Genomic DNA, 20,563 nt, shown 5'->3' with positions numbered 1-20,563 from the left:
CCGGAGCAGGGTGGCGGACCGCGGGCCGCCACCCTGCTCCGTTTGCCCAGACCCGACGGGCCCGGCCCGCGTCCGAGTCAGCCGGCCAGGTCGGCCACCATGCGCGTGGCGAGCCGTTTGGCCGAGCCGGGGTTCTGGCCGGTGTAGAGGGTGCGGTCGACCTCGATGTGGGGCAGGAGCGGGAGAGTTCCCTTGACGTAGTGGGCGCCGCTCTCGCGCAGCCGGTCCTCCAGGAACCAGGAGGCCTTGCGTCCGAAGCTGTTCAGCTTCTCCTCGACGTTGGACAGCGCGGTGATCCGGTATCCGGCGAAGGGCCAGGAGCCGTCAGGGTTGCCGGCCGCGAGCAGCGCGGCCGGGCCGTGGCACAACAGACCCAGCGGCCTGCCGGAGGCGAGTTGCCTGGTGAGGAGCGCCCCCGACACCTCGTCATGGGAGAGGTCCTCCATCGGGCCGTGACCCCCGGGGTAGAAGACCAGGTCGAAGTCGTCGGCGTCCACCTCGCTGAGGGAGGCCGGGGCGTCCAGTACGTCCTGGATCGTCGCGAGGTAGTCGGCGACCTCGCGCAGGGTGCCCGGCAGGCCCGCCGTACGGCCCATGCTGATCCTGTCCAGGGTGGGCCGCTTCCCGCCGGGGGTCGCGATGGTGATCTCCCACCCGGCCTCGGTGAAGATCTTGTGCGGCATCGCCAGTTCCTCGCCCCAGTAGCCCGTGGGGTGCTTCGTACCGTCCCTCAGCGTCCAGTACTCGGCCGCCGTCACGACGAAGAGGACTCGGGTCATGTTCTCGCCTTTCTGGGTGATGACGGGGCCGCTCTTCCGGTCAGCTGCCGTCGTGTTCCGTTCGCCTCGATCTTCGGCGCCATCGTGGGCGCCTGCCCGGTGAGAGCCGCGGTCCGCGGCCGGGGCTACAGGTTGCGCGTCGCGCGCGGGACCCGACGATAGGAGGAGGGGAGGTTCGGCCGGGGGTTCGTCAGGCGCGGCCGGTGAGGCCGCGCGAGCAGGGCACACGTGTGCCCGCGACATGGAGAGAACATGACTGAGCTTCCTCCGCCGCTTACCCCTTACCTGGAGCCCGCCGCAAAGGAGTTGTGCGAGGCGACCGATCCGCACCCGCGGCTCTACGAACTGCCGCCCGAGCAGGGCCGCGAGATCCTGCTCGGCCTGCAGGTCGACCCGGGCGTGCCCCGGCCCGAGGTCGACGAGGAGTGGGTCGAGGTGGCCACCGGCGAGTGGGGCACCGTCCGCACCCGTATCATCCGCCCCAAGGGCGTCACCGGGCCGCTTCCCGTGGTGTTCTACATCCACGGCGCCGGCTGGGTCTTCGGCGACGACAAGACCCACGACCGGATCTTCCGCGAGCTCACGGTCGGCGCGGGCGCCGCGGGCGTCTTCCCCGTCTACCACCGGGCGCCGGAGGCGAAGTACCCCACCCAGGTCGAGCAGAACTACGCCGTGGGCCAGTGGGTGCTCAAGCACGGCGAGGAACACGGCCTGGACACCTCCCGAGTCGCAGTGACCGGAGAGTCGGTCGGCGGCTGCATGTCGACGGTCTTCGCCCTGATGAACAAGGAGCGCGGCGGCATCGACCTCAAGGCCCAGGTCCTGCTCTACCCGGTGACCGACGCGAATTTCGATACCCCGTCCTACCTGCAGTTCGCCGAAGGCTACTTCCTCACCCGCGACGGCATGAAGTGGTTCTGGGACGCCTACACCACCGACCCCGCCCAGCGCGCCGAACACCACGCCTCGCCCCTGCAGGCCACCCTCGACCAGCTCAAGGACCTGCCGACGACCCTCGTCATCACCGACGAGGCCGACGTCCTGCGCGACGAGGGCGAGCAGTACGCCAACCGGCTTCGCGAGGCCGGCGTCGACGTCACGTCCGTCCGCGTCGCGGCCATGGTCCACGACTTCCTGCTCCTGGACAGCCTCCGCGACACCCGCGCCGCCAACGTCGCCCGCAAACTCGCCATCGACGCCCTCAGGACGGCGCTCCACGGCAACTGAGGGGCCCGCGCCCGCTGTTCAGCGGACGCCGAACGCCTTCATGATCTTGAGCGTGCCGGTCAGCAGCGCGGCCCAGGTCTCGGGGCTGATGCGCTGCGGCGGGTAGAAGCCCTGGATGCGCTGGTGGGCGACGGTCTGTGCCTCGGTGTACTTGAGGATGCCCTCGGCGCCGTGGCGGCGGCCGAGGCCGGAGTCGCCCATGCCGCCCATCGGCGCGTCGATGCTTCCCCAGGCGGCGGCGAAGGCCTCGTTGACGTTGACGGTGCCGGCGTGGACGCGGGCGGCGACGGCCCGGCCGCGGGCCCCGTTGCGGGTCCAGACGCTGGCGTTGAGGCCGTACGGGGTGGCGTTGGCCCGCGCGATCGCCTCCTCGACGTGGCGGAAGGAGTAGATGGAGACGACCGGGCCGAAGGTCTCGTGGTCGTACACCGTCATCTCGGGGGTGACGTCGGTGAGGATGGTCGGCTCGTAGAAGAGGGGGCCGAGGTCCGGGCGGGCCCGGCCGCCGGCCAGGACGGTGGCGCCCTTGGCGACGGCGTCGTCGACGTGTTCGGTGACGGTCCTGAGCTGGGACGGGGTGGTGAGGGAGCCGACGTCGACGCTGTAGTCGTAGGCGGCGCCGATCTTGAGCCTCTTCGTGCGCTCGACGAACGCGGCGACGAACTTCTCGCGGACGGACTCGGCGACGTACAGGCGCTCGACGGAGACGCACAGCTGGCCGGCGGAGGGGAAGCAGGCGTTGACCGCGCCGGCGGCGGCCTTGTCGATGTCGGCGTCGTCCAGGACGATCATCGGGTTCTTGCCGCCGAGTTCGAGGGAGGCCCCGATCAGGCGCCGGCCCGCGTCGCTCGCGATCTGGCGCCCGCTGGCGGTGGAACCGGTGAACATCATGTAGTCGGCGCCTGCCATCAAGGCGCCGCCGATGGAACTGCCCCGGCCGACCACGATCTGCCACACGTCGGCTGGCAGCCCCGCCTCGTACATGAGGTCGAGCGACCAGAGGGCGGTGAGCGCGGTCTGGGTGTCGGGCTTCTGGACGACGGCGTTGCCCGCCATGAGCGCGGCGATGGCGTCGCTGGCGGCCATGCTCAGGGGGTAGTTCCACGGGGAGATCACCGTGACGACGCCCTTGGGGTGGCGCAGTTCGGTGGTGTGGGTCAGCAGCGGGATCGCGCCGCGGCGGCGCTTGGGGCTCAGGTACTTGGCGGCGTTGCGCGCGTAGTAGCGGGAGACGATCCCGATGTCGACGACTTCGAGGAACGCGTCGCGGCGGGTCTTGCCGTTCTCGGCCTGCATGAGGTCGAGCGCCTCCTCCTGGCGGGCGAGGACGAGGTCGTGGAAGCGCAGCATGATCCTCTTGCGCTCCGCGATCGGCGTGGCCGCCCAGGTGGCCTGGGCGGCGCGGGCGCGGGCGAACGCGGCCTCGACGTCGTCGGGGGTGGAGATGGGGAAGTCGCCCAGGGGGTGGCCGGAGTACGGGGCGCTGGTGGTGACGCGCGCGGCGTTCGGTGCGGCAAAGACCCGTGCGGTCAGCCGCTCGATCAGCGCCGGGGTGATGGAGGCGGGCAGGCCCTGGGCGCGGGCGGCCGTGGGGCTGGCGGTTTGTGCGGTGGCCATGGCGGGGGTTCCTTGCTACTTGTTCCGGCGCTGGACCGAGGTGGGGACCGGCATGTGGAGGGCGAGCTGGCCTTCGGTCATCACGTCGAACTGGATGGTCCGCATCGGCTTGAGCGAGCGCAGGTCGTCGGACATCCGGCCCTCGCCGAGCTGGAGGCGGACGTCACGCGGGACGCGCGTCGTGCCGGCGTTCAGCACGTTGGTCTGGCTCAGGGTGGAGTGCCATGCGCCGTTGATCGTCGTGTACGAGGTGAGCGAGCTGACGCGGTCGCCGCTCAGGTGGGCGGTCTGCTTCGGCGTGGTCGCCTGGAGCGACAGGTCGAGGCCGCCGGCGTCGTTGGTGACCCGGGCGGTGGTCCGGCGCTCGTCGATGTCGACGTCGAGGCCGGTGACCCACTTGGGGAAGCCGTAGCCGTCGTGGCCGCGGACCTGGGCGATCTCCGTGCTGACCGGCAGGGACAGCACGTAGGAGTCGAGCTGTTCGTTCTTGAGGCCGGCGACGAGGTCGAAGAACCCGAGCCTGCCGTGCCGCGCGGGCTTCACGGCGATGCCGACGGCGGCCTCGGTGTAGAAGTCGATGTCGCACACGTCGTAGCGGAAGAACATGACCGAGATCAGCCCGAGGCCCGGGGCGATCTCCAGCGGCGCCAGCTCTCCGGGCAGCCGGGTCCGGATCGCGCCGGAGGGCGCGAGCATGGTGATCCGGGCGGTCGAGACGCTGTAGTAGAAGTTCGGGGTCAGCGTGGGTCCGATCGGGGAATCGACCTTGACCTTGGGCAGCTGCCGGAAGAAATCCACCCCGCTGACGCGGGGATCACGGGCGATCTCGTCGAGGTCGGGGTTCATCCGGTACCGGTCGTACAGACCCCCCTTGGGGACGGTGACCGTACGGCCGCCCAGGTCGACCTTGACGGTGGTGTCCTTCTGCGCCGAAGACATGGCACGGCTCCTCACTAGCAATGTAAGCGGTGTACACATGACTATAGGCCGCAATGTAAGCACCGTCAACAATTGGGCGTGCGGGGATTCCGTGAACGGATACGACCACTGGGGTCGGCCTGCCCACCGTGCGGTCGCCGGCCGCTCTCGGCAGGGCGGGAACGCGGCGGCGGGTCGCATGCGGAACGGATTGGCGCGGCCGGACCTGGGTGCTGGGACTGCCCGCCTGCGGTCAGGTAGACGACCGTGTTCCACTGCGAGCGCGCCAGGCCGAACGCGTCCGCGTCACCGATCATGTGGCGCACCAGCGCGGTCGCCGGCGCAACGGCCGCTTTCATCGCGCCGGCCTGCGCCGCGACGTACTCGATCGTCGCATTCACCTAGGTCGCGGCCCTGGACGCGTCACCTTCGCGCATAGCGCCTCCACCGCCGCTGCCCGCACAGGTGACGCGTCCAGGGCCGTGGGTGGGGTGAGGCGGGTGGCAGCGGCGAACACCGTGGCCGTGGTAGGTGTCAGGCCCAGGAGGTGGTCGGTGCTCAGGCGGCCGTTCCGGATCGGGCCGAGGCCGGCCAGTTCGGCGGTGCGGGCCGGGGTGCGGCGGATCCGGTAGGAGAGCCGTAGCAGGAAGCCGGCCATCGATTCCTCGGGCAGCGGGCCCAGGCTGCGGGCAAGCGGACGGCCCGTCACCTGGTCCGTCCTGTGGCGAATTCGGCCGCGGTCCGGGAGTCGCACTGGGCGGCGAGCTCGTCGGTATAGGGGGCCAGGCGTGCCAGGAGGCGGGCTTTGTCGCCCCTGCGCACCCCCAGGAGGTGGACCGTCTCGCGCACCAGATCGGCCCCACCGTCCAGCTGCGGCCCAGTGCCGTCGGCGCGGATCAGCGGGCTGAACAGGTATTCGCCCTCGGTCACGCGGGCCCAGACCAGGACCGAGGCCGGTAGCCGCATCGCGCGGGCGGTGGGCAGGCCGGCGGTTAGGGCGGCCCAGTGCTCCTGGGGGATGGCCCACGTGCCAAGGGCTGCGCGGCGCCGGGCGTAGTCGATCCGCTGGTCGTGCCGGTCGAGTTCGCCAGCGATCGTCTCCACGCCGGCCAGGAACTGTCCCCAGTGCGTGTCCGGGGTTCGTGCCCGCAGCTGTTTGAGGCCGGAGGCGGCGTGTCCGGGCGGGATGGCGAGCAGGAGTGCGCCGTCGGCCGGGGTGCCGCCCAGGGTCATCTCGGCGAGTTTCAGCGCCGCGGCCCGGCGAACGAGACGGCTGTTGTTGCGGCTGGTGGCCGTGAGGCGTGCGGTGAAGCCAGCGAGGTGGCGCTCGTACCAGTGGATGGGCAGGAGCTGGGGGATGTGCGCGGGAGTGAACCGGCAAGGGCGGGACGCCACCCGCAGGACGCCGGAGGTGCCGGCGCCGGCGAGGGCGTGGAAGCCGAACTGCTGGCGGGACAGCGCGCGGGCCAGTGGTGTGGACAGCTGGCGGCGGATGACCCCCGCGTAGCGGAGCCGGTCGGTGTCGAATGCCGTGCGGGCGAGGGTCTGCATCGCCTCGCGCAGGGTGGCCGCGTCCCGCTCGGCCAGGAGGTGCTCGCTCAGCGCGAGCAGGGCCGCCGTCGCGGCGGCCGGTGCAGGGAGGCCGATGACCTCACGGCCATTGTGCCCGTGGGGGAGGTCGGCGGTGCGTCGGCGTACGTCCTGGATGTGCGTGTCGAGTGTGTCCGACACCGCGGTGGGCAGCGGTGCGAGGTCGGCGGCGATGGGCCAGGTGATCTTGATGAGTTGGCTGACGGCCGCTAGGTCCGGGAAGAACAGCGAACCGGTGCCCGTGTCCGCAGCGAGATGGTGGTCGAGGCGTTCCTGGAGCCGAAGGACGGTGGTCAGCTGGGCCGGGTCGAGGGGTCGCCGGCCGAGGTCGGACGTGGTGAGGTCAGCGCCGCACAACGGGCGGGGCCTGCGCGAAGGCGCGTCCAGTGCGAGGTTGCGGCACTGGGCGGGGTGCAGGCCGGCGCCCTGCAAGTGGAGGATGGCGCTGGCCCGCCCGTCGAAGGAGAGGTTGGCGGGCCGCCGGCAGTGCGGGCACAGGTGTTCCAGCAGCCGGCGGTGGCGGGTACAGGCGAAGACGACGGGAAGGTGCCAGCGATGGCGCCAGGCGCCGCCGTGCTCGTGCTCGATGGGGCTGCCGTCTCCGGCCAGGCAGTCGGGGCAGAACCGGCTGGCGGTGGTGAACGCCCATACGTTGAAGCCCACTCGCCCGTCGGTGCGGGTGCTGGCCTGGGCCATCGGCGGGTAGGCGGCGGCGTACTGGCGCAGGCTCAGGGCGGCGACTTCGCTCAAGCTCAGACGGGTGGCGGCGGCGAACGCCGCCGCTCGCTCGGGCCCGAGGTCGACCAGCAGGTGCGCGGGCAGGCGGACCATGCGCCCCAGCCGGTAGGGGGCGAGGCCAGTCAGCACGCCGATGCGCCCGGGTGGTCGGCGAAGGCGATGGGCCAGCCGCAGTACGTAGCCGGCCAGGGACTCCTGCGGCAGGGGCACGAGGCTACGGGCGAGCGGGGCGGGGGCGGGGGTCAACTCACCGCTCCGCTGGGGCCGGCGTCGTCGAAGACCGTGTTGCGCCCTCGCGCCACCTTCTTCCTGGCCGGGGCGGGGATGTGAGGCTGCTCGCCGGAGGCGGCGTCCAGGTCGGGCAGGTCGGTGGGGGTGACTGTGAAGGCGTCGAGCAGGTCGATCGTCAGCCGCTCGCTGCCATCGCGGATCGCGCGGCGGCAGCCGGTCTGGATGAGCTTCTCCAGCAGTCCCACCACCCCGCCGGTGCGGCGGAACAGGTACTCGGGCATGCCACCGGTGGTGAGCATGCCCTCGGTGTCAGTCAGCAGCCGCAGATGTTGTTCGAGCCCTGCCAGGTGCGCGGTCCACGCGGCGATCCGCGCGGGAGTGTCGTAGCCGAACGCGTCGAGGTCGATCAGGTCGAAACGCCGTTCGTGCTGGGTGGCGGCCTGGTCGTTGGGGCTCCTGCCGCGGTCCGGGACCGGCTTGAAGATCCACTGGCCGGTCTTGGCGTCCCGGCGCCCGTCGCGCAGCAGCCCGGAGTTCGGGATGCCGACGCCCACCAGGATCAGGGTGACGGGCATGCTCATCATCTCGCGGATCAGGTCCAGGACGTCCTGGTCCGCCTCCCGGTGCAGCTTCAACCTCGTGATGTCGTCGATCACCAGCGCCTTGGAGCCATGCGCGAAAATCGCGTCCTTCACGGTGCGGACCAAGTCCTCCAGGCGCATGCCCTTGTGGTCCTCACCGAAGAAGTCGAGGATCCGCTGGCAGGTGGAGATCGGGGTCGCCCGGACCGGACAGCGCACGTACGCCACCGGGGCGTGCAGGTCCCGCGTGCCCTCGATCGCCTCCGGGTTGACCTGCCGGTGCAGCTGGAGCCACTCGTCCTCGAACGCGGCGAGCGCCTCGCACACCGTCTCGGTCTTGCCCTGGGCGCCGCCGCCGTTGACCATCACGCCGGTGCGGGTGCCCCACTTGTGGCTGAACGCGCCGTCCTCGATGCGGGTCTTGACCAGGTCGGCGACGGCCTCGCTCATCGGGGTGGCCTGCACCGGCAGACTGCTGTGGGTGGCCAGGCGGTGCAGGTCGTGGATACGGGCCTGCCTGAGGCTCAGCCGCGCGTACTGCGCCGCGGTCAGCCGCGGCGCCGGCACGAACGCGTCCCGGCTCGCCCGCCACCGCTCCCAGCCCTGCCAGTGTGTGCGGTCCAGCGGTGGCCCGGGCAGGAACACCGGCGACGCCCCTTCCTCGCTCCCGCTCAACGGTTCTCCTCCGTCACCATGTCGTCCTCGTCGGGCAGGGAGAGCAGGCTCACTGCCCGCAGCCGCTCCCCCAGCCTGGGCAGGTCGCGCAGCAGGTAGGCCAGCCGCATCACGTCGTAGCCGGCGTCGGCCGCGATCAGCACCGACGGGTCACCTGGGCTCCACTGGTCGGCGGCGACCAGGTGCTCGACCAGGTCCCGCAGCTGTGCGGCGGTGACCGCGGCGAGATCGTCGCCCGGCCTCAGCCGCACCGCGTCCAGCGGGGCGACCCACGAGGTCCGGCCCGACTCCAGAGCGACGACCCACGAGTACGGCCAGCCCGGGATCATCTGGTGCCTGGCGTCGCCCCACCCGTAGGTGTGGCAGAACGAGCGGGCGTCGCTCGTGTCGGCGTCGGACCGAAGCCACGGCAAGACGTCCACCGCCAGCACCAGGCGGCCACCGGCGGCACGGGGCAGCGGCAGACTGGCCAGCTCGGCCCGCAGCCGTTCAACGTCCAGGCGGCCCCGGTTCAGCGCGCCGTACAGGGCCCCGTGGCCGCGGCGGTGCTCGGGAGCCAATGCCAGGCCGACCAGGGTCTTCACCGGGCCGTCGGTGCACAGCACCGCGTCGGTGAGCTCGAACAGCGCGTCACGCCGCCCGGTCAGGCAGTCGTAGAAGACCCCCCGGAAGCGCGACAGCTCCGCGAACGACTCGTACTGCACGCCCTGTTCCACCACGGTCACCAGCACGGCCTTCGCGTCGAGCCTCTGAACCTCTTGGAGGTCCAGAATCAGGCGGGGCCGGGTCCGCTGTCCTGGAAATCCCCATGTGGGTGACCTGCGCTCGCCGTCGGACCGCTACCGCGGCAGGTAAGGATCCTCGACCGTCGGCCTTCTCCGATCACCCTCGGGGGTGAAGGTCAACGATCCACGGAACGAGCCGGCGCCGAAACGCACTGCGAGAAGCAACGGTTGCGCATGCTCGGGCGGCCACGGTTCGCTCCCCGGTTCGCTGCCGTTCCACAGATGGAAGACCACCATCGGCTGCTGCGGATCCCCCGAGAGGTAGCCAAGCGTCTTCCCGTACAAGGGATTGTTCCCTCCGAACAGCACAGAGGGAGGGCCGAACTCCGCCGTCACGTCAGCCCAGGTGCGGTCAGCCGCGGCCCACCCTCGCACCCGGTCTGTGACAGCCTCGTACTCCTCGGCTGTGAGAACCCGATCGGGCCCGAGCCAACCGCGTCGCTGCGCGAACTCCGCGTATACCGAGGCGACTTCATAGCAGTCACCCTGCGCGGGGAAGACCTCCTGGAAGGCCCCGCTGGGGCCGATGGAGGTCCAGAGCCCCTGCTCTTCCCAGCTCTGCTTCAGCTGATTCCACGCCTCGGGCTGGCGCTCGACGAACAGCAGGTGGTCAATCAGGATCCGGAACGCCACCTCACCCCCGTACATCCCGGGCCGGCGCAGGGCGAGGTTGAGCTGATCAATGAGGTGATCACGGATCTCCTCAGCAGCGGCAAGCGAAGTAGGAAGGGTCACGCACACAGTCTTCCGCAGGAAGATCAGCTCGATCACCCGTTCCGCCGACGAAGACGAGTGGATAAATCACAAGCTGAGCAGTTGCGATCGAGCCCTTGGGACTGTTGCCGGACTCCGTGGCTGGTTGACGGTCAGTCACTTTCGATCATTGTTCCGGGAGGTCTCCGCAGAACTGCAAGCGTTGGCTGCGCGTGGGACGTGTGCGAGATCCGGAGCCTGGTCTGGCCCGAGGTCGAAGACCTGGTGGTCGTGGTGCGTAGATACGTCGCGACCCTGCGGGCCGGGACCGCCGTCGAAGAACCGCGTCCGATCCCGCGGCCGCACCGGATCGCGGCCTGGATCATGCGTCTTCCCGATTCCCTGGCCACTGGCGAGCGCACCCGGCTCGACCGGGCCCTGGACGCCTGTCCAGGACCCGGTCGTGGCCGCCGAGCGGGCCGCGACTTCGCCGCCATCACCCGTGAACGACGCGATACCGAGCTGCCGATCTGTATGGCGGTGCCCCGGCCACTGCTGTCCAGGGCACCGGAGCTGATCGTCAGCAGCGGGTTCACGACCGACCGCACGCGGTACTGCCGACCTGTCGTACACGGGCCCGGCCCCGCGCCGAGTGGGGATCGGCCCGAACGAGGCCCTACACACGGCGCGCCGGCAGACCCTCTCGGGCTCGCCAGAAGTCTGCGTCGCGAGGGTCGGCCAGCCAGGCCGTCATGCGCTCGGCGCAGGCTTCGAAGGCCTGGAGCAGCGAGATCTCGTCACCGACGGCGAAGGTGAGGACGTCGGCGTCATGGGTGCCGTGGTCGGTCTCGCACCAGCAGCCCACGTTGACCGAGGCGCTCACCTCGTGCTGCCCCTGGTCCGTCCAGCCCACCTGAAGCTGGAACTCCGGCGAGTCGCTTCCACTCACCGGCTGGACAACGCACAGAAGGAGGATCACGCAGGCCCGGGACTGCGGGCCTGCGAAGACCGCATGGTCCGGCTTCCAGTCCCACGTCGCGGCGGCGGCCTCGGACCGAGCCTCGCCGACGCTGCGAGCCGCGCGCCGCAGTGATCCGACGCCGGCGGCGGACAGCCGGGGGAACAGCGTGCTCAGGGGGACATCGTCGAAGGTGCCTCGGCTCATGGACATGAGCTGATCATCAGCTCGCTCCGGCAGGAGAACAAGGGCTCTCCGCCCTCAGCACCGCAGGAGGCATGCGCCCTGACACATCACGTTCATCTGTACCGTCCGGGTGCTTCAACGAGTACGTCGGCGCCTGGTCAGCTGGTGGCGGTGAACAGGCCGTTGAGCTCCGGGTAGTCGATGGCCCGCCGGAGCGAGTCGTAGCCGCCGGCGCGGTGCAGGTCGAGTGCCGCCCGCCGCGCCGCACCGCGCGCGGCCGCGATCCGGTCGAGTCTCATCCGCCGGGTCTCACTGCGGTTCATGGGAGAGGGGCGGATCGGAAACGATCCGCCCCTCTCCCATGAACCGCATCCCCCGGGCTGTCAGGCCTTCGGAAGCGTTATCCCCAGTTCGAGCATGGCGGGGGAGGCCGGGCCGCCTTCGGAGCGCTCGGTCTTGTAGCCCTTGACGCCCGGGGCGACGGTGCGCGGGTCCACTGCCTCGGAGGGGGCGCCGGTGGTGTAGAGGCCTTCGGGGTCCTGGTCGCGGTCGTGCGGCAGGAGCCAGAAGACGCGCCGGCGGAAGGTGCCGGAGGCGCGCGAGGACTTGGCGTCGGGGCCGAGGATCGCGTAGCCGACCATGCGGCCGTCGCGGTGGTAGGCCGGGCGGCCGCGGCGGGTGGTGAGGCGGTCCAGCGACTGACGGACGTAGTCGAGGTCGGAGGTGTCCTCCAGCCAGACGAGGTCGGTTTCGTGGGCGAGCTCGGCCGGGTCGATCAGCGCGCTCACGCGTGGTGCTCCTCTGTGTCGTCGGTGATCAGGCCGATGCCCGGGTAGTACTTGCGGCTGTTGGACAGGACCATCTCCTTGGGAGATGTCATACCCAGTGTCTCGCGAACTCGTGCGGCGAAGGCACGCCCGGATACGGGATTGGCCCCCTCGAAGCCGCACCAACGGGTGTAGGCGCCGAAGAGCTGGGACTGTTCGGCCCGCATGCCCTCGCCTGTGACGCACGCCTCCTTGAGGAAGCGGCCCACGTGGTCCTCGGTCTCGGCGTAGGCCGTGGTCGCGGTCTGGACGGCCTGGGGGCCGGCGAGGTCCTTCTCCCCGGCGAAGTAGCGGCGGGCGCCCTCGATGAGCCAGGCCAGGATCCCGGGCCCTTCCTCGGCGACGAGGACGTGGGCCAGGTTGTCGATCTTGCGCTCCTCGGGCACGACCCGCTCGAACGGGATCAGGCGCATGCGCCGCCAGAAGGCGAAGCCGCCGGTGCCGACCTCGGGGCGGTGGTTGCCGAGCAGCCAGAGCTTGTGGGTGGGCTCGAAGGAGAAGAAGTCCTGGCGCATCCGGCGGGCCTTGATCTTGTCCCCGCCGGTGAGCAGCTTGACCCGGGCCTCGTCGAAGCGGTCGCCGGGCTTGAGCTCGGAGCAGACGATGATCCGGCGGCCGTGGAGCTCGGCGAGGTCGGTGGGGTGGCCGTCGAAGGTCTTGGCCATGAGGAAGCCGGGCGGGGCCGCGTCGGCGTAGTCGCCGAGGAGCTGGATCATGACGTCGAGCAGGACGGACTTGCCGTTCTTGCCCTGGCCATAGAGGAAGGGCATGACCTGGGCGCCGACGTCGCCGCTGATGGAGTAGCCGAGCAGCAGGTGGAGGAAGTCGCGGGTCTGGCGGCCTTCCTTGTCGTCGCCGAAGGTGTCGGTGAGGAAGCGGTCCCAGCGCGGGGTGGGCATCCGGGCGGGGGCCAGGGTGGTGGAGCGGGAGTGGTGGTGGACCTTCGGGTCGGGCGGCACGATGGCGCCGGTGCGCAGGTCGACCACGCCGCTCGGGGTGCACAGGGCGTACGCGTCGGCGTCCAGGAGAGCCGCGTTGAGGACCATCCCCGGGGCGGACTTGGCCTGGGCGAGCATGGCGTTCATACCCGAGGTGGACAGGGCGCGGCGGCGGTGCCGACGCAGGTCGGTGTTGGTGTAGACGCCGCGGGGGTCGTGGGTGGCGATGCTCTCGGCCATCTCGCCGGCGGCCCACAGGACGGTGTCGTCCTCGTCGAGCTGCCAGCGGTGGGCGGCCCAGCGGTACCAGCCGAGTCCCGGGACGTGGCGGTAGTCGCGTCCGTAGAGGTGGACGAAGAGCTTGGCGTTTCCGCGGTCCGACAGGGAGTCCGGCAGGAGGCCCTGCGGGCTCGCCTGTGGGCCTGCGGGGGCGGGAGTGGACCGAATGACCGGTGAGGCCGTCGAGGGGCCCTGGACGGCCTGAACAGGCGTCTGCTGGGCCGCCACGGGGGCAGGTTCCTCCAAGAGGCTCTCCTGCACGGCGGTGCCGTGCCAGGGGGCCTGCGAGGGACCCGGGACCGGCGGGTACTCCAGGATCTGCTGCGCTGCGGCCACGGGGTCGAAGACCGTCCTCTTACGGGTGCTGTCGCTCATCCGCGCGCCTTCCCGATGTGCAGGGGCTGCCGGGCACCGGCGGCGAGGCCGGAGCGGATGACGGCGGAGCTGTGCCGGTCCTGGGAGGGGCGGGCGGTGTGTGCGGCATCGGTGAGCAGCCGCTCGGCGGCCGCGTGGGTGAGGTGCCCGGCGGCGACCAGGCCTCCGGCGGTGAAGGCGGCGCGGTTGAGCTTGCCGGTGAACCCGACCCCTTCGGCCGTGCCCGCGCAGTCGGTGACGTCCTGCAGAACGGTGTCGAGGACCCGATCGGCACCCCGCTTGCCGCCGCCGGCGGCCACGACGGCCTGACGGCCCCGGTGGGGGACGGCCTGCTGGGGGACGCTGTGCGTACCGGGCTGGTCCTTGAGGTGGCCGGTGCGGATGAGTTCCTCGGCGAGCCACCTGGGGAGCGGCGCGGGGACCGTGGCACCGGGCAGCGGGGTGTAGACACCGTTGGCGGTCGCCGTGACGGGAGCGACGATGTAGCCGCCGTGGGCACGGACGTCGACCTGCCAGGCGAGGGCCCGGCCGGCGGAGGAGCCCGCGGAGCAGGCGAACCGGTGGTGGGCCTGGTCGCGGTACCAGATGTGCAGGCCCCCGGAGGGGGTTCGCACCCTCAGGGTCGCGGTGTCCCCGGCCGGGTCGGGAGCTCCGCGCAGAGCTGCCAGCAGGGCGAGGGTGTGGTAGCCGTTCTCCAGGCCCTCGAGGTTGACGTGCTCGTGGATCGGGATGCCTGGCAGGATCCGGTCCCGGGAGGGGACAGGGCCCGGGTGGCTGTCGACGTCGATGACGACCAGGCCCGCGGGGCCGCAGGCGACGCCCGTACCGAAGTCCGGGTTGACTCGCCACCAGGCGGTGATGACGTCCTGGTCGACGGTGGCGGCGTGGAAGCCGTGGCACCAGCGACCCACCCGGGGGCAGATGCACTCGGTGGGGGAGTGCGGGGAGTCCTGGCAGGCCTGACAGTTGGCCGGCGGGGTCTTGCGTCCGGGAGCCAGCGGATGGACGGGCCACCCCTGGGCGGCACACCAGCGAGCGACGGCGAGCGCCTCCGGCTGACGCTCCGCTCGGTCGCTCCCCACGGCCTTCGGCGCCGTCACGCTGGTCCCTTCCCCTTGGTTCGGTAGCTGATCGGTAGCTCGGTAGCTGCCCGGACTTGAGTCGCCGGCTGAGTCGCTGAAGGCAAAAAGCCAGGTCAGAGCACTGGCGGATGCCGGATCAGCGACTGAAGCGACCGAAGTCCAGAAGATAGCTCACACAGACTAGCCGAGCGAGGACATACGAGCCCGAACCGGCGGAGCCCGTGGGAAGACTGAGCGACCGAACCGTTGGCCAGCGACCGAGTCGCTTCGGTCGCTGGTTCCGGTGCTCCGACGTTTCCGCAGGTAGAAGCCGTTTTCCAAGCCCATCAGCGACTGAAGCGACTCAAGCCCGGGTCTATAACGCGCACACGCACACGGGAATGTCTTTATATACCCGAGCTTGAGTCGCTTCGGTCGCTGATCGGGTGAGTATATGGGTTCTGACCTGGGGTTTTGTCCAGCGACTGAAGCTCAGCGACTGAAAGCGACTGAGCCCCTCCGGACAGAACGGCGGCGTGTCGCGCGTGTCAGGCACGGCTGAAGGTGCCGGGTTCGGTCGCTTGGGTCGCTTCAGTAGCTCCGCCGAGGACGAAGGGGAGCCGGCGGACTGCCCAGGAGTTCTGCTGCCGAGGGTTGCCGAGCCGCCGGCACCGGAACCGGTGAAGCCCCGTGGGCAGCGACCGAGCGACCGAAGCGACTCTGGTACCGACTTGCCGCAGGATCCGGTTCCGGCTGCCCTGCCTCAGTCGAGGGGAACGAGTCGGTACCGGCCCGAGACGTCCTCCGGACCCTGCACCGCCAGCACAGGCCGTCGTTCGCCGCGGGCCGGTCGCAGCGTGCGCTGCCGTCGCCGGTGCAGCGTTCGGCCGGGACTGCCGTGGGGGTGGTGGCCTTCGGGGTGTGCCGGCAACCGCCGCACAGACCTGACGTTCCCACCGGGCGGGGGCGTTCACAGCCGGGACAGCACTGGCCGAGCCTCGGGAGGCGGTCAGGCCCGGTGGGGGCGGTGCCAGCGGGTGCTGAGGGCACCACCGGTGGGCGGGACGCGGCCCGGCGGTCGGTGATGACTTCCCGGCACGTCCGGCACGCAGTACCGGAGGACCACAGCACTCCGGTCTCGCAGTCGGGGTCAGGGCACCCCCAGCGGGGCAGTGCGACGCCCAGCAGCCAGCGGCCGACGTCCCGGATGTCCGATGGCGTCGTGGCGGCCAGGCGGGCCGTCAGGCGGGCTCGAAGCCTCGCGTCGTCGGTGCCCGCGCGCAGCTGGCGGCCGGCCTCGCGGCCGATGAGCCGCTGGGTGAAGGTGTTGGCCCGGGGCAGGAGCCAGCGGACGGGTTCGAGGGCAGCGTGGACGCGGGGGCTGTAGGTGAGTTCGGGGGCGTCGCTGTCGGGGTGCTCCCCCGCGCGGAGCGCGAGACGCGGGCTCGGCAGTCGAGCCGCCACCGGCTCACCCGGGGGCACCGGTTCCGTGCGCACGGCCGGGCGGCCGGGCACCGACGCATCTACCGGTATCTCGCCTCCGGCGGGTGGGACAAGCGGACGTTCGTCCTCGGGTCGGTCAGTCATAGGGTCTTCTCTGTACGCGAGCGATCCGTCATCAACGCGGGGACCCGATCCGTCACCAACAACAGGAGACGCGGGTGTGGCGAAGAGGTCGAACGGGTCGCCGGGGCGGGGTTCCGGTTCGACCGTGGCGAGGGTGAAGAGGTGCCGGCCCTGGGTGCCGGCGCGGCGCTCGACGGTGATCCAGCCGGTGGCCTCCAGGCCGTCGATCACCTTCCCGGCGGCTTCCGTGGTGATCGGGCTGCCCGCGCGGCTGCCCGTGTGGTGGCGCAGGTAGCCGGCGAGCTCGGCCTCGGTCAGGGCGATCTTCAGGGCCACGGCGTAGGCGATGGCGGCGTACGCGCGCAGTTGGCGCGACGTGAGGTCCTCGCAGGCGGCGACGGGCAGCCAGACGAAGCGCTCCGAGGACGTCATCGGCCGCACCCGGCGCAGGCAGGTGGTGCCCCAGCCGCCGGGCATGGAGCGGCGGGTGTTCTCCGGCAGTTCGATCACGCCGTCGGGCGCGCTGGAGCGGAGCTGGGAGATGCCGCGTTCGACGGTGGACTTCGACAGCCCGAGGTAGGACGCGAGGGTGCGGGCGCCGGCGGTGCAGCCTTCGGGGCGCTGGGCGAGTGCCTTGATCTTGACGTAGACGCTGAGCGCCGCGTCCGCGTAGAACGGGGACTCCACGATGCGGATGGGGACTTTGACCCGTTGCCGGCGCTGTCGCGGGGGCAGCCCGTTCCAGGCGGCGATATCGTGCGACGGCTGGAAATCGCGTGGATTTTGCTTCATTATATTGCCTGTACATGTGACATGTCCGGCCCGTACGGGAGTTCGATCACTCCAGTCGGGTGGCACGGTCCCTGTGTTCGTGTCATGTGGATGTCTCCGTATCGGGAGGCAGAAGCCTTCATCGGCTTCGGTTCGGCAGAACCTCGTTGTTGTCCGGGTTGGCGCCCGGACGGGCTCGGCCCACTGAGTTGGCGCTCGGTGGGCGGTTTGATCTCTGGACCGCGTTCCAGGTGCCTGGCAGCGCCTGAAACGCGGTCGTCGGGGCGGCGGCCACCCGTGGCGGGGGCCGCCGCCGCCCCGTTTCTGCGGACTGTCAGGCGAGCGGGGCGGTCGCGACCTTGGCGAAGAACGCGAGACGCTCGTCCTGCCAGGCCGTGACGTTCACACAGCGCCCTTCGCCGGAATGCGGGGCGTTGGAGGTGGTCTTGATCCAGCAGGGGCTGTCGAACTCGACGTAGCGGTGGAACACGGCGTCCATCGAGACGGGTACGGTTCCGCTCCTGCCCGGCTCCAGCGAGTGGAGGGCCTGGCGTGCGGCCTCCAGCAGGACCATGCCGGGGACGTGGTCGACGGGGTGGTCGAACAGCACGGGGTGCGCGGTGTCGACCCTGAGCTGCCACCTGCCGGACTGGTCGGTGGGGGTGAGCACGACGTCCCGGGCCCGGTCGCGGCCGACGATGCTCGGGGTGACGGGCGTGGTGGGGGCGGGCGCGTCGGCGAACATGCGCTCGACGTCGCCGCGGCCGGTGCGCAGCCGCTGGTAGAGCGCGGGCGCGTGGTTGCCGAAACGGGTGCTGGCCGTGGCCAGCGGGACACCGTCGCGAAGGACCTGGAAGTCCATGGTCAGGGCCACCGGGACCGAGCGGCGGTAGCTGATCTCCGAGGCCGTCACGTGGAGTTCGATCTCGGCGGGGGCGTTCGTGACGGACATGGCCAGGGCGCCGGGGCTGAGCTCGTAGGAGAAGTGCGACCAGCTCATCTGGTGTCCGAAGGGGACGCCGTAGGCGGTGTGCGTCAGGAGCAGCAGGGTCTGCCGGACCGTCTCGCAGAGCATCAACGGATCGTGCAGTCCCTGCTCCGAGAGGTAGAAGCTGTGGCTGCGCGGCCACTGGGCGGTGACGACGAAGGTGTCCTGGCCGGTGCTGCGCCAGCCGCTGAGGAACACCTCGGAGAACGCGGCACGGTGGACGTACTCGCGGGCCACCGTGGTCGTGAGGACCGGACCTGTGGCCGTGACCGGACGAACGTGTTCGAGCAGCATGATTGCCTCCCCCTAAGCAAACCAAGGCCTCCGGACGGCAATGACCGGGGCCGGATGTAAAATAAAGGGTGTTCGTTATGTTTGTCGACCGAGGGCGGGAGGACTGATGGCGGAACCCAAGCAGGAACGGGCGCTGAGGACGCGGGAGGTGATCCTGCGTTCGGCGGCGGAGGTGTTCGACGAGTGCGGCTTCAGCGGTGCGAGCATCAGCAAGATCATGGATCGCGCCGGCGTGACCCAGGGCGGGATGTACTTCCACTTCAAGTCGAAGCAGGGCCTCGCCCTGGCCGTGATGAACAGCCAGCAGGACCACGTGGAGATCCCGGCGGGGGAGGAGGGGCTGCAGCGGATCATCGACATCACCTTCCACGTCGCCCGGGAGCTGCGGCGCAACGTCGTGTTCCGGGCCGGTGTCCGGCTCGCCGTCGAGCAGGGGGAGATCGGCCTGCAGGACGCGACCCCGTACGAGCAGTGGGTGGACCAGTTCCACGAGCAGCTGCTGGTGGCGCGAGGCCGCGGCGAGCTGCTGCCCGACGTGGACGAGAAGGAGTTCGCCCAGGTGGTCGTGGGCTCCTACAGCGGCACCCAGCTCTTCTCGCAGATCGCGACCGGGCGGGAGGACCTCGCCCACCGCGTGGCCGCGCTGTGGCGCTACCTGCTGCCGGCGGTCGCCACCCCGGAGGCGCATGCGCGCCTTCGGGCCCGGGTGGAGGAGGCCGAGTGGGCCAAGGCGTAACGGCGCGTCGCGTCGTGCTGACCGGTGCCACCGGCTTCGTCGGTTCGGCGGTGCTGCGCGAACTCCAGGGCCGGCGCGCGGGGGACCGGTCGGATGCCGCCGCGTCACGGACGGTCGTCCGGACGGTCGGCAGGCGCCCAGCCGCCGAGGCCGACGGCGAGTGGTTCGCCGCGGACCTGGCGGACCCGGCCTCGCTGCGCGGGGCCTGCGAGGGGGCGGACGTGCTGCTGCACCTGGCCGCGTCGCTGAGCCCGGACGAGTCCGAGTGCGCCGCGGTCAACGTCGCCGGGACCGAGGCGCTGATGGCCGAGGCCGTACGGGCCGGTGTGGGGCGGATCGTGCACCTCTCCACGGCGGCGGTCTACGGGCCGGGGCCGCACCGGGGTGCCGCGATCGGTGAACTCGATCCCGCTCCGGTCTCGGCGGCCAGCCGGACCCGACTCGCCGCCGAGCGGCCCGCGTTGGCGGCCGGGGCGACGGTGCTGCGGCCGGGACTGATCGTGGGCCCGGGGGACCGCTGGGTGGTGGCCGCGCTGGCCGAGCTCGTCGAGCGGGTGCCCGCGCGCTGGGACGGCGGGCGGGGCCTGCTGTCGATGGTCGGCGTGACCGACCTCGCCCGGCTGGTCACCGACCTCGCCGCCCGGCCCGCCCCAGGGGCCGGCGAGGTGTTCCACGCCAGTCATCCGGTGCCGGTGCGCAACCGGGACCTGATGGCGGTGCTGGCCGGACACGGGGTCCTGCCGGGGGTCGAGCGGGACCTCGGCTGGGCCGAGTGCGTGCGGCGCCTGGAGGAGGTACCCGGGCGCGTGAGCGAGCGTCAGTTCGCGCTGCTGGCAAGCGATCACTGGTACCGGTCCGAGGAGGTGTGGACCACGGCCGGATGCCGGCCGGGCCCGGGCCCCCTGGTCCGGATCGGGGAGGCGGCGCGGTGGTACCGCTCGCACCTGGCGGCGCTCCGGTCTGGCTGATCCCGTCCTCCCGCCCTCCCGGGTACCCGGGAGGGCGCCTCACCGGCCGGGGTCGGAGATCCGCGGCCGGACGAGGCGCCACACCCGCGTCAGCTCGGCGGTGACGGCCTCGGGGGACGCGTCGGGCCCGTCGTCCCGGATCAGGGTCTCGGCGCCCGCGACGAGCATCCGGGCCAGGGCCGTGACGTCGTCGGGCGCCGCTGGGGGGAGCAACTCCACGTTCTCGTGCGCCAGTTCGGCCAGCCGCTTGATCTCGGGAAGCCAGAACGTCGACCAGTTGGGCGAGTCCGACCGCTCGCGTCCCAGCCGCGCCGTCGCCTGGACGAAGACGTCCTTCTCCAGGAGGCGGGACAGTTCGACCGTCAGGTTGGTGAGCAGGTCCAGCGGCGGGGCCGGCAGCGCTGTCACCCGCTCCAGAGTGCCCTGCACCGCGAACCTGCCTCTCTCCGCCACCGCGTCGGCCAGTTCGCCCTTGGTCTTGAAGTGGAACGTCAGCGCTCCCATCGACAGGTCGGCCGCCTGCTTGATCTGCACCAGGGATGTGCCCTCGTAACCGTTGTGGGCGAACCGCGACGCCGCCGCCCGTACAAGGACGTTGCGGGTACGCATCGCCCTCTCCTGCTTCACCATGCTCTCTCCGAGCCCAAGACCGTTAGCCAGTAGCAAGACTGCGCAGCGCACGAGCCTCCCGGCAAGCGCGAGTTGCCGAAGATGCGCCGGGTTCGATGGAAACCCGGCCGGTTCGGCCGACCGCTGCTGCCCGCGGAGGCGCGCTCCACCCG

General features: G+C 71.1%; 19 protein-coding genes and 1 pseudogene. 3 read left to right on the top strand and 17 right to left on the bottom strand.

Features of this window, described 5'->3' with window-relative positions; genetic code table 11:
• Positions 1–77: 77 nt before the first annotated feature.
• Positions 78–779: a type 1 glutamine amidotransferase domain-containing protein gene (locus ACWDD9_RS34660; protein WP_449813824.1), complete on the bottom strand. Its 702-nt coding sequence runs from the start codon at positions 777–779 to the stop codon at positions 78–80.
• Positions 780–1,031: 252 nt separating this feature from the next.
• Between ACWDD9_RS34660 and ACWDD9_RS34655 the strand changes: the two genes are divergently transcribed.
• Positions 1,032–2,006, top strand: a complete 975-nt coding sequence (locus ACWDD9_RS34655; protein ID WP_449813823.1) for an alpha/beta hydrolase — start codon at positions 1,032–1,034, stop codon at positions 2,004–2,006.
• An 18-nt stretch (positions 2,007–2,024) separates the two neighbouring features.
• Here ACWDD9_RS34655 and ACWDD9_RS34650 read toward each other — a convergent pair whose 3' ends face one another.
• The 15 genes and pseudogenes from ACWDD9_RS34650 to ACWDD9_RS34580 form a co-directional block, all read right to left on the bottom strand.
• Complete coding sequence (locus ACWDD9_RS34650; protein ID WP_449813822.1) at positions 2,025–3,623, bottom strand: succinic semialdehyde dehydrogenase; 1,599 nt, start codon at positions 3,621–3,623, stop codon at positions 2,025–2,027.
• A 15-nt stretch (positions 3,624–3,638) separates the two neighbouring features.
• On the bottom strand, positions 3,639–4,562 hold the full coding sequence (locus tag ACWDD9_RS34645; RefSeq protein ID WP_449813821.1) for an acetoacetate decarboxylase family protein: 924 nt from the start codon (positions 4,560–4,562) through the stop codon (positions 3,639–3,641).
• A 65-nt stretch (positions 4,563–4,627) separates the two neighbouring features.
• Positions 4,628–4,942: a hypothetical protein gene (locus tag ACWDD9_RS34640; protein WP_449813820.1), complete on the bottom strand. Its 315-nt coding sequence runs from the start codon at positions 4,940–4,942 to the stop codon at positions 4,628–4,630.
• Positions 4,939–5,250, bottom strand: coding sequence for a hypothetical protein (locus ACWDD9_RS34635; RefSeq protein ID WP_449813819.1), 312 nt, complete (start codon positions 5,248–5,250; stop codon positions 4,939–4,941). Before ACWDD9_RS34635 ends, ACWDD9_RS34640 begins: the two co-directional genes overlap by 4 nt.
• Positions 5,247–7,115: a TniQ family protein gene (locus ACWDD9_RS34630; RefSeq protein WP_449813818.1), complete on the bottom strand. Its 1,869-nt coding sequence runs from the start codon at positions 7,113–7,115 to the stop codon at positions 5,247–5,249. The genes ACWDD9_RS34635 and ACWDD9_RS34630 overlap by 4 nt, the downstream gene beginning before the upstream one ends.
• Positions 7,112–8,356 carry an AAA family ATPase gene (locus ACWDD9_RS34625; protein WP_449813817.1) on the bottom strand — a complete coding sequence of 415 codons (1,245 nt, stop codon included), beginning with the start codon at positions 8,354–8,356 and terminating at the stop codon, positions 7,112–7,114. The genes ACWDD9_RS34630 and ACWDD9_RS34625 overlap by 4 nt, the downstream gene beginning before the upstream one ends.
• A 77-nt stretch (positions 8,357–8,433) precedes the next feature.
• A pseudogene (locus ACWDD9_RS34620) lies at positions 8,434–9,084 on the bottom strand (transposase); the annotation flags it as partial.
• Between the two features lie 111 nt (positions 9,085–9,195).
• Positions 9,196–9,912, bottom strand: coding sequence for a hypothetical protein (locus ACWDD9_RS34615; RefSeq protein ID WP_375875789.1), 717 nt, complete (start codon positions 9,910–9,912; stop codon positions 9,196–9,198).
• 598 nt (positions 9,913–10,510) lie between these two features.
• Entirely contained in the window at positions 10,511–11,005 is a 495-nt protein-coding gene (locus tag ACWDD9_RS34610) for a hypothetical protein (protein ID WP_449813816.1), read from the bottom strand.
• A 131-nt stretch (positions 11,006–11,136) separates the two neighbouring features.
• The gene (locus ACWDD9_RS34605; protein ID WP_449813815.1) at positions 11,137–11,301 is read right to left on the bottom strand and encodes a hypothetical protein; all 165 of its coding nucleotides are present in this window, start codon (positions 11,299–11,301) and stop codon (positions 11,137–11,139) included.
• A gap of 60 nt (positions 11,302–11,361) precedes the next feature.
• Positions 11,362–11,766, bottom strand: a complete 405-nt coding sequence (locus ACWDD9_RS34600) for a DUF6009 family protein (protein ID WP_331768794.1) — start codon at positions 11,764–11,766, stop codon at positions 11,362–11,364.
• Entirely contained in the window at positions 11,763–13,397 is a 1,635-nt protein-coding gene (locus ACWDD9_RS34595) for a DNA primase family protein (RefSeq protein WP_375875787.1), read from the bottom strand. Before ACWDD9_RS34595 ends, ACWDD9_RS34600 begins: the two co-directional genes overlap by 4 nt.
• Complete coding sequence (locus tag ACWDD9_RS34590) at positions 13,394–14,497, bottom strand: bifunctional DNA primase/polymerase (protein WP_449813814.1); 1,104 nt, start codon at positions 14,495–14,497, stop codon at positions 13,394–13,396. The genes ACWDD9_RS34595 and ACWDD9_RS34590 overlap by 4 nt, the downstream gene beginning before the upstream one ends.
• A 552-nt stretch (positions 14,498–15,049) precedes the next feature.
• Positions 15,050–16,882, bottom strand: coding sequence for a hypothetical protein (locus tag ACWDD9_RS34585; protein ID WP_449813813.1), 1,833 nt, complete (start codon positions 16,880–16,882; stop codon positions 15,050–15,052).
• A gap of 247 nt (positions 16,883–17,129) precedes the next feature.
• Positions 17,130–18,077: a ScbA/BarX family gamma-butyrolactone biosynthesis protein gene (locus tag ACWDD9_RS34580; RefSeq protein ID WP_449813812.1), complete on the bottom strand. Its 948-nt coding sequence runs from the start codon at positions 18,075–18,077 to the stop codon at positions 17,130–17,132.
• A gap of 106 nt (positions 18,078–18,183) precedes the next feature.
• Here ACWDD9_RS34580 and ACWDD9_RS34575 point away from each other — a divergent pair, with 106 nt between their 5' ends.
• Together ACWDD9_RS34575 and ACWDD9_RS34570 are read left to right on the top strand one after the other, a co-directional pair.
• Positions 18,184–18,813: a ScbR family autoregulator-binding transcription factor gene (locus tag ACWDD9_RS34575; protein WP_375875783.1), complete on the top strand. Its 630-nt coding sequence runs from the start codon at positions 18,184–18,186 to the stop codon at positions 18,811–18,813.
• Positions 18,798–19,781: an NAD-dependent epimerase/dehydratase family protein gene (locus ACWDD9_RS34570; RefSeq protein ID WP_449813811.1), complete on the top strand. Its 984-nt coding sequence runs from the start codon at positions 18,798–18,800 to the stop codon at positions 19,779–19,781. Before ACWDD9_RS34575 ends, ACWDD9_RS34570 begins: the two co-directional genes overlap by 16 nt.
• A gap of 39 nt (positions 19,782–19,820) precedes the next feature.
• Here the strand turns inward: ACWDD9_RS34570 and ACWDD9_RS34565 are convergent, their stop codons facing one another.
• Complete coding sequence (locus ACWDD9_RS34565) at positions 19,821–20,390, bottom strand: TetR family transcriptional regulator (protein ID WP_375875781.1); 570 nt, start codon at positions 20,388–20,390, stop codon at positions 19,821–19,823.
• Positions 20,391–20,563: the final 173 nt, after the last annotated feature.

This window comes from Kitasatospora sp. NPDC001119 (genome assembly GCF_053598475.1).
Note: the sequence above shows the minus strand (reverse complement) of the source record. Positions and strands in the feature narration are given on the sequence as shown.